Consider the following 10,000-nt stretch of genomic DNA (forward strand, 5'->3'; position numbering starts at 1 on the left):
TTCTCTCACATCTGGTGAGATGCAAAAGGTCAGAAAAAATATTGGTGCCTCAATTGATTCTCTCAAAGAAATAAATAAAAATGCAGCTGAAAATTTAAAAACAGAGTCTGATTCCATATTTACTCAAGCCTCATTGATGATTAGTATTGCCGGTATAATCGGAATAGTAATTGCTCTTATCCTTGGGATCTTCATCAGCAGAGGAATCACCGGCCCCTTAAACAGGGCTGTGAATATGATTCAGGAGATGGGTAAGGGCCATCTTGGATTACGACTGGGAATGAACCGCAAAGATGAGATAGGGATCATGGCCGGGGTAATGGATTCTTTTGCCAATTATCTACAGGGAAAAGTAATCCGGACCATCCAGATGATTGCATCCGGAGAGAAAGCACAGAAACTGGAGCCACATGATACTTCAGATGAGATTACTCCTGCGTTAAATCAGATGATCCAGACTTTAAATGGATTACTGGACCAGATGGGCATGCTTATCGGAGAGGCACAGGAAGGACATTTAAATTCTCGCGGTGATGCATCACAATTTGTCGGGATCTACCAGGATCTGGTTACAGGGATTAATAATATGCTGGATGCTATTACCATCCCATTAAATGAAACCCTCCGGGTATCTGAACGATATGCAAATGTAGATTTCACTGCACGATTTGATGAAGGGCTGACAGTAAAAGGCGATCTTCTTGCATTAAAACAAAAACTGAATCAGATCGGTATTCATGTTGGTCAGGAGTTAAAAGCAGTTATTCAGGAGATATCAGATCAGGTCACTAATCTGTCACAATCGGCTGAATCATCAGCAGCAACCGTTGAGCAACTTGCCGCAGGAGCAGATGCAATATCTCAAAATGTTGAAAATGTCCAGGCAAATGCTGATTTGACAAAGCGATCAGTGCAGCAGGTTCTTACTGCCATGGAAGATCTTTCCACATCAGTCTCAACGGTTGCTGCCAAGGTGGATTCGGTTGCGAGATTAAGTCATGATGCCGATACTACTTCCTCTCTGGGTGTTGAGAAAGCGGCGATCGCTGAAAAAGGGATTCAGGCAATTAATGGCGCTGTTAATGATGTAGGAGACATAATCACACGTATCAGGGAACAAATGATTGAGATTGGCAAGATCGTGGAGATTATCAGTGGCATTGCTGATCAGACTAATCTGCTCGCACTCAATGCAGCAATAGAAGCTGCACGTGCTGGCGAAGCTGGAATGGGATTTGCAGTGGTTGCCAATGAAGTGAAGACTCTGGCACAGGATTCACAAGGATCAGCAGAAAATATCGCTAATATTATTGCAACTTTACAAAGTCAGTCTGAAAAAGCCGTACAGGCAATGGACCTTGCAACTAAAGAGGTTTCCAAAGGCTCTGCTGCAATTAATGAAACGATTACCTCATTCCGTTCAATCGCCGAGCAGACACAAGAGATATCCCTGCATATGGGTGAAGTTGCAAGTCTTTCAGAAGAGGAGGCGGCAGCTGTGGAACAGATTACCGCAAGTGTATCTGAAGTCAGCAAGATATCTATTGCTACTGCTGAAGAAGCGGTTGGAGCATCAGCTGCATCTGAAGAGGCAGCAGCTGCATTAAAACAATTATCAGAAATGCAGGTAATCCTTGCCGAAGCAGCAATTAAAATTCAAAAATCGATGGTACGGCTCACAGGTTAAGCCCGAAGACCATTTTCAAATTTTTTTTATTCAATAAAAATTTATCCTCAAAGGTTATTGACAAAATATCTCATCATGGTCTTCAGATAGTAGGGATCATAATTCAGGTCATGATTCTTATTGGTAAACACCATAAGATCATACGTTTTCCCGGCTGATTCAAGGGCATCTGCCAGCTGCATCGTCATTGAGGGATGAACATTATCATCCATATCTCCGGTCATAAGAAGAAGATCTCCTTTCAGGTTTGATGCCTTTTGTGCAGTAACCTGCTCCAGATACCGGTCAGTAACCGGATATCCCTCATACTTTTCTCCCCAGAATGAACCATATAACCTGCAGTCATGATCCCCTGATGCAGCGACCCCGACTTTGAAAAATTCAGGATACGTGAGCATGGCCTGGGCTGCCATAAACCCACCGGCTGACTTCCCATAGATTCCGACCCGGTTCAGATCCATCCATGGATACCGTGCTTGCAGTTGCTTCAGTCCTGTGATATGATCCGGAAGACCGCAGTCACTCAGGTTCCCGTAACTGACATCGTGGAATTCCTTTGAACGGTACGCCGTTCCAAGTCCGTCCATAGTAACAACGATATATCCAAGCTCTGAAAGCATCTGGCAGGTCCAGTATATCTTTGAGTTCCAGGTCAGAGATGCAGGATAGGCGGTTTGTGTGACAATAGTATAGGGGCCGGGGTAGACCACATCAATTATCGGGTACTTCTTTGTGCTGTCAAAATTCGTTGGCTTAAAGAGCAGCCCATAGAGTTCAGTCTTCCCGTCACGGGCGGTTACGGTGAACCGTTCAGCAGGAGCCCAGCCTTTTCTCTGAAGATCGGAATCGTCAGCGGTTGCAAGATGCATAAGGAGGGTTCCATCCATGGATCTGAGTACCGTAACCGTTGGAAGATCTGCACGGGAGTACGCATCAATGAAACAGGTGAGGTCTGGTGACAGAGAAACTGCATGATCCGCCTGACCAGGGGTGAGGAGCCTTAAATCATTTCCATCGGTCTGGACCCGGTAAAGGTAGTGGTAATAGGGATTTCCCCCTTCTTTCCCACTCGCAGTAAAATATATGTGGCCGTTCTTTTCATCAACAGCTAGAATTTCCCTGACTACCCACGGTCCTTTCGTGATCTGTTTTTTCAGGGTTCCATTGGCGTCATACCGGTACAGGTGTCCCCATCCGTCCCGCTCTGAAAACCAGATGATATCTCCATTCGCAAGGACATGGATATTGGGAGTTCCGGCATATTCAAGGCTGGATTCAATATACGAAGAACCGGTTTCATTGAGTATCTCCCGTACGGCACCGGTCCGGACATCTCCTGCGAGGAGCCGAAGGATTTTCTCTCCCCGTTCCACAAAGAGCGAGTAGGTGATATTCCCGGTACTATCCCACCACTGCAGAACATTCTGATCGGTGTCCATCAGACTTACTTCAGGCTGTGCCCTGAATTTCAGAGGAGTCACACTCCGAGCCGATGTGTCGATGACAACCGGTTCATACAGAGAGACATACGGATCTCCGGGAGTCGCAAACTTGTAGGTATATAACACCGGCCTCTTTCCAATACCTGGTGCAGCCTGTACAAGCGAGAGTGAACTCACATTTCGTTGATCAACCCGGTAGGTTACAATTTTTGATGAATCCGGGGACCAGACCAGGTATGGGACAGGGGTCATATTGAGACGTGATTCAGATACCGGATACCTGACCGTGTCAGATCGCTTTCCATAGAAATAATCAGGAACTCCATCAGTTGTCAGGGGAGAGGCAGTTCCTGAGCTTACCGTGTACATCCAGAGATTGGAGCCATTGACATAGGCGATCTTCGTGCTATCAGGCGACGGAATGCCAGAGATTATCTCGTCAGGAAGGGCATTCTTTGTCAGGGCATAAGATGACAGATCGCAGGTCCATGATGAGCCAAAGGAGGTGAATTGCAGTGTCTTTTCATCTGATGACACCTTCATATCATTGATGGGCAGGTGTGAAGATGAAATTTGTTTCCCGGTTGCAGATCCCAGGACTTTTGCAAGCCGGTTTGCATCAATAATCTTCTTTCTGGAGCCCTGTGAGGTATTTACCAGAAAGAATCGTGTCATATCACGGCCGGTATCAGCATACCAGAATGCATCAGATCGAATCCAATGGGGTTCGATGGTAGCATGATAGATATGAGATACGGCATTGTCTGGATAAAAGAACTCTGCCATCTGTTTTTCATACTCAGGTACCGGATTGTGGGTATCTTTCGCCATGACCGGTATAATGAGGAGAGCAGTGACAATTAATATAAAAAGGAGGAGGTATTGTGATCGAAATGCCATAAAAAAGGAAGGAGATTATAAGGTAAATAAATGACTGAAACAGAATATCTGTCACACCCCATACAGGATTACAAAAGGGATTTTGGCACTGGTTCTCATATGATGCCGGAGAATGAAAAACCAGTCCACAAGATGTTTTATGAGGGGGTATATGGATTCTCTGATGAGAGCCCAAGATCCAGACGGTATGGATGATTAAGGAATCTACGCCGATCAAAGAATACGAAGGAGTGATAGAGACAGAATTTTCAGGATGAGGAGATGTTCTCTCATTCTGGTCATTCCTCAATTCTTTCTATTACACAGAATTTACTGCTTTTTCCCTCCAAATTTACCGGTACATGGCATTATCGTAACCGAACTTCTGGGGATCTCCTTCTCCAGTGACTCTTTTATGGTATAGATAGTCTTCTGGACATCATCCATCAGCCTGTTTCCGTCAAACTCAAGGAAGAGTTCAATAAAGATATCATTCCCGCACTTTCTTGATCTGACACCATGAAAGGCCTCATACTCATCAAAGAAGTCTGCGAGGGACCTGACTACCACCAGTTGCAGTTCCTCTTCGATGGTCTTGTCCAGCAGGTCAGGAAGTGAGGATGATATGGTCCGGTATCCGGAGAGGAGAAATAAACCGATGACGATGAATGATGCAAAAGGGTCAATATAATCTTCCCATGGATTATCCTCAATAACTAATACCAGTAAGAGTGCCGCAAGAACCACGAATTCCGTGATCGCTTTTGTCTTAAAGAGAGTAATCTGAGCTTCAATAACCGGTGAATACTCCATCTTAGCAATGTGAACCTTCTCCCTCCAGAGAATGGTACTGACACAGATACCGGTGAACATGACGATCATTGCAACGATGGTAACCTCTTCATGGAGCATGTGAGGATTGAGGAGCTTTAGGACAGTAAGCCCGAAAACCAGCACCAGTGAGAGGATCATGACGATGCCGGTCACGATACCGGTCATATTCTCAAATTTTCCCATGCCATAATCGTACGCATGAGCTCCTCCTTCTGACATCTTTTTCAGGGCTAACCAGGAAAAAAAGGTTGAGAGGATCTCATTCCCTTTCTTGATGGCTTCGGTGGATAATGTTACCGAGCCTGACAGAGCTGCAAGAATCAGGGAGGGGATCCAGAATATAGTATCAATAATGAGACTTTTGAAAATAACCCGCTCTTTCAGTCTCTGTATGCGAATATCCGAAGATTGAATCTCTTCTTCTGACTGAATATGGACCATGTGCGGGTACTTGTGAGCGATAAAGGGAAAAAAAGTACTCCCACAGAGATAACTCTTCAACTCCGGGATTGACCCTCAGAATAAAATTGGTTATGATCCCCTCTGGTGATAGTACCGAAGGAAGGGCCAGATAAGAAGGACCGGCATCGTCCCGATTCCGATGACCATCCATTGCAGGGGAGTTAAGGGAACGGTATCAAATATCTCTCCTCCGTACTGGACGATAAGGATCTGAATTCCGACAATTAGTCCCATTATTGCATAAAATACCGGGTTCCCTCTGAACAGCGGGGGCATGATCCCATTAATCCCACGACAGTTAAACCCGTTCCAGACCTGGGCGATGACAAAACCGGCAAAGAACGCGGTTGCCTGCTGCTCTGGGGTCTCCATGAACATAATACCGGTTATCATACAGGCAATCCCGACTACAATATATATGGCAGCCGTTATCAGGATCGCCTGTTTCATGTAGGGAGTGATAACCGAAGCGGCTTTTGGTATGGGTTTTCGGTTCATAAGAGCAGGATGGGGAGCCTCGGAACAGAGTGCAAGGGCAGCCAGTGAGTCCATGATGATATTAATCCAGAGTAACTGGATGATGGTAAACGGCGGAGGAAATCCAAGGAGCGGAGAGATGAATGTCAGAATTGCGGCAGAGATGTTGATGGTGAGCTGGAAGATTAAAAACCGCTGGATGTTTTCATAGAGAGCCCGCCCCCACCAGACGGCACGTTCTATCGTCGGGAATGAATCATCGAGGAGAATGATATCACTCGCCTCTCTCGCAACCTCAGTCCCCGCAATCCCCATGGCAAGTCCCACATCGGCATTCCGAAGGGCCGGAGCATCATTGGTTCCATCACCGGTAACTGCCACGACTTCCCCGTTTGCCTGCAGGGCTTTGACCAGGAGAAGTTTGTCATGAGGCTCGGACCTGGCAAGAACCTGGAGATCAGAGACGATATCGCGTCGCTTTTCATCTGACAACTTGCGAAACTCAGGTCCGGTCATGACCGTTCCACCCTTGAAAATTCCGGTTTCACGGGCGATTGCCGTTGCGGTCTCAGGGCTGTCACCGGTAACCATCTTCACTTTGATACCGGCATCAGTACAGGTTTTTACTGCCTCCGGAACATCAGGCCTGACTTCATCACGAATTCCCACATACCCGTCCCAGATGAGGATTGAAGGTTCCTCACCATCCGGTTTTAGTTCTCCATGAGCAAAAGCCAGGGTTCTCATGGCTCGCTGTGCAAGGGTATGAAGTTTTGAGAGATCTGGAGCCGGACTGCACCGGGCTGCGACAACCTCAGGTGCTCCTTTCACCAGGACATATCGTTTTGAGCTGTATTCAACAATGGTTGACATCTGTTTCTTCTTGGAGTTGAAAAAATCCTGGGAGATGGAAGGCCATGTGTGCCGGATGTCGGTATAACGAATCCCGGTCCGGTACAACCATCTGAGAAGGGCTGCTTCTGTTGAGTTTCCAACGGTGATCAACCGATCCTCAAGTATCTCCAGTTCAGCCGTGCTGTTCACCGCAGCATTGAGAGTGATCCATTCAGACGGTGTTGTCGGCAGACCGGTAGAGATTTCAGGCACCTCAACAGATGATGCAGCAACCTCCATCTGGTTCATGGTAAGGGTCCCGGTTTTATCAGTACATATGACCGTCACCGAACCGACTGTCTCACAGGCAATGAGCCGTCTGACCAGACTTTTAGCCCGGGTCATCTTCCTCATGGTCAGAGCAAGTGATACGGTAACACTCACCGGGAGGCCTTCCGGAACGGATACCACAATGATGACGACGGCAAACATACAGGCATGCAAAATCACGCTGAAGATCTCAATCGGAGTCTCTGGAGGAACTCCAATGACAAAATCCTGGATCAAAACAACGCTGATGATGAGTCCGGCCATGATGTACCCGAATCTGCTGATAAGATGTGCAAGGCCCTTAAGTTTCATCTGGAGCGGGGTTTCAGGCCGTGTCCCTTCTGTAAGTGACGATGCTATCTGCCCCATTTTTGTCCGGTCACCAACGGCTGCAGCAATCATGGTTGCCCTGCCATTGGTAATGTAGGACCCTTTGAGGACAGAATCCTGAACAAATTTCTTTACCGATTCACTCTCTCCGGTAAAAGCAGACTCATCAGCTTCAGTATCTGATGCCGTCAGGAGATATCCGTCGGCCGGCACAATATCTCCTGCTTCAAGAAGAACAAGGTCACCAACAACGACATCCCGCATCGGAATAGTGCCAGGACTGCCATCTCTGATAACTTTTACCCTGGTATCCTCACGCATGGCATTTAATGCATCAAACTCACGGTTACTCCTGAACTCGGTCAGGAATGCAATGGTTGTTGCAAGGATGACTGCAAGAGCAATCCCGATGGTATCTATGAGGCTTTCACCCTCCAATAGTGCAACGAAAGCAGAAAGAACGACTGCTACAAGCAGAATGCGGATGATCGGATCCTGATATTTTTCCAGATATTGTTTCCAGACCGGTATCCGCTTCGGAGGGGTTAATTCGTTCTTCCCATACTGTTTTCTGGATTCCAATACCGTTTCTGAAGATAATCCATCAGTTCCAAAACGTGCCAGGTCCTGAGTTGGGATCATGGTGATACCATACTCATGTCTTCTGATAATTTGAAAATTGTGGCAGATACCTGGAGATCCATCATATCTGAATTGGTATTATAATCACCATTAAAAACCGGGAATGTGCGATAGTATAAAAGCCTTCATCCCCTGGTCTCGTGCAATCACTCTTTCCATGAAAGTTGAATATCTCCTGAAAAGTCATACTCTTTTTAGGCCTGCTTATCAGAAAGACCACATGTCATATGAACCCTGCCGGCTATTTTTTCAAGGTTTATCACAAATGCAATGCCCATCCCCGGACTGCCGAGTTCTGCTGCCTTTTCAATGGCTGAAAGAATCGCATCAGTCTGATCCACTTCCACCACCGTGAAGATGATCTCCTTTTCCGGTTCGATAGGAAGACCAAAGACCGACTGAGTCTCATGAATTCCAGTCCCCCGGCCCATAAGAACGGTTCCACCGGATGCACCGGCCTCCCGTGATGCCTGGATTACCTTCTCAGACCATCCCTTTTTTACAATTGTTACAATAAGATTTTTACAGCCTTCATGAATCATGATACATCTCCTTCTTTTTTCTCTGAAAGATAATACCTACAATTAACAACATAAGGATCGGAGTGAGAGCAATAAATGAGATCATTCCAAATCCATCCAGAAACGGATCTCTCCCCCCTATGGAATCAGCTACTCCGACTGCAAATGCCATGAGGAACGTTACCGCCATCGGACCGGTTGCAACACCACCAGAGTCAAATGCGATCCCTATAAAATCGGAGTCCGACAGACGAAGCAGGATAAGAACCAAAATATACCCCCCGGTGATAAAGGGGAGGAAAGGAAAACCATATAATATCCTCATCATACCAAGGCTTACAGATATTGCAACCCCGAACGAGAGTGCATAGAGGATAAGAGATCCCTTAATATAGCCATTTGATGAGGTCTCAACCTGAAAGCAGAGGACACGAACCGCAGGTTCGGCATAGGTGGTTAAAAAACCCAGCATAAATCCGAACGGGATAAGGATCCAGGTCTGCTCGATAGTTCCACAAAACTCACCAATTCTCTGACCGGCGGGTAAAAAGGCAATCTTAATACCCTGGAAAAACAGGACCATACCGATGAGGGTTATAAACAGCCCTTTGAAGAGGTTGATGACATAATTTTTCGGGAGTTTAAGTGAGAGGACCTGCATGATGAGAAAGAACAGGACCAGGGGCGATAACGCCTGGATGACGTCCACAATGACGTGATCTATGTTATCAGCAATAGGAAGGTATATCATGATGCAAATATCCCCATTAGAAGAACTCCGAGTATCGGACCGATTGATGCAAGTCCGATAAGACCAAATCCATCAGATATCGCAGAACGGCCTCCAAGAATCGAGGTGACACCAATCCCCAGCGATAGTATAAAGGGCACTGTTATCGGCCCGGTTGTGACCCCGCCGGCGTCAAATGCAATCGGAGCATACCCAGGGGGAGCAATACATAAGAGCAGTAAAACCAGGAGATAGCCGCCGGTGAAGAGGTATGTCAGGGGTACATTGTAGATGATTCTCATAATGGATACCGCGACAAAAAAGCCAACTCCAATGGAGATAACCATGATCAAATGAAGTCTGTCTATACTATCTTCAGAAATGGTCTGTATCATGTCAGATAATACTCTGACATCCGGTTCAGCGATTGTTGCCAAAAATCCAAAGAGGAAAGCAGTCATGATAATGAGCGGAACAGATCCTGAGCGGGGAATATCAGATCCGATGGCATTTCCAATGGGAATCAGACCGATATTTACTCCAACAAGAAAAAGGGCAATCCCAACAATAACCATGATGCTTCCCATGATAAACAGCACTGCATGTGAGAGAGTAAAATCAGGTATGAATAAGGTATGAATGATTCCTATCACCAGAATGATGGGGATTATTGCCTGAGAAATCTCTCGTAGCTGGGATTTAAAGTCAGATAACATATTTTTCGAGGATTTTTAAAATTTCCTTGGATTCAGGTTTCCTGAAGAGTACAACGATATTTCATCTTAATAATGTATCGTTATCTTCCCGTCCGTTTTTCTTTTTGTCAGTGAAC

7 protein-coding genes are annotated in these 10,000 nt (G+C 46.1%); 1 reads left to right on the forward strand and 6 read right to left on the reverse strand.

All coding sequences use genetic code 11. From position 1 onward, the window contains the following. Positions 1–1,687, forward strand: a 1,687-nt coding sequence (locus tag LDL35_RS01285) for a methyl-accepting chemotaxis protein (RefSeq protein ID WP_304018706.1), incomplete at its 5' end; no start/stop codon positions are given. A gap of 47 nt (positions 1,688–1,734) precedes the next feature. Here the strand turns inward: LDL35_RS01285 and LDL35_RS01290 are convergent. The 6 genes from LDL35_RS01290 to LDL35_RS01315 all read right to left on the reverse strand — a co-directional run bounded on the left by LDL35_RS01290 (position 1,735) and on the right by LDL35_RS01315 (position 9,884). Then, complete coding sequence (locus LDL35_RS01290; protein WP_304018708.1) at positions 1,735–3,960, reverse strand: DPP IV N-terminal domain-containing protein; 2,226 nt, start codon at positions 3,958–3,960, stop codon at positions 1,735–1,737. A gap of 378 nt (positions 3,961–4,338) precedes the next feature. Next, positions 4,339–5,343: a cation diffusion facilitator family transporter gene (locus LDL35_RS01295; protein WP_304018710.1), complete on the reverse strand. Its 1,005-nt coding sequence runs from the start codon at positions 5,341–5,343 to the stop codon at positions 4,339–4,341. A 30-nt stretch (positions 5,344–5,373) separates the two neighbouring features. Next, the gene (locus tag LDL35_RS01300) at positions 5,374–7,917 is read right to left on the reverse strand and encodes a calcium-translocating P-type ATPase, PMCA-type (RefSeq protein WP_304018712.1); all 2,544 of its coding nucleotides are present in this window, start codon (positions 7,915–7,917) and stop codon (positions 5,374–5,376) included. Between the two features lie 194 nt (positions 7,918–8,111). Continuing rightward, complete coding sequence (locus LDL35_RS01305) at positions 8,112–8,459, reverse strand: P-II family nitrogen regulator (protein ID WP_304018713.1); 348 nt, start codon at positions 8,457–8,459, stop codon at positions 8,112–8,114. Continuing rightward, positions 8,449–9,189, reverse strand: a complete 741-nt coding sequence (locus tag LDL35_RS01310; protein ID WP_304018714.1) for a DUF1538 domain-containing protein — start codon at positions 9,187–9,189, stop codon at positions 8,449–8,451. The genes LDL35_RS01305 and LDL35_RS01310 overlap by 11 nt, the downstream gene beginning before the upstream one ends. After that, positions 9,186–9,884, reverse strand: coding sequence for a DUF1538 domain-containing protein (locus tag LDL35_RS01315; protein WP_304018715.1), 699 nt, complete (start codon positions 9,882–9,884; stop codon positions 9,186–9,188). Before LDL35_RS01315 ends, LDL35_RS01310 begins: the two co-directional genes overlap by 4 nt. Positions 9,885–10,000: the final 116 nt, after the last annotated feature.

It is taken from the genome of Methanospirillum hungatei, from assembly GCF_020216685.1.
GTDB lineage: Archaea > Halobacteriota > Methanomicrobia > Methanomicrobiales > Methanospirillaceae > Methanospirillum > Methanospirillum hungatei_B.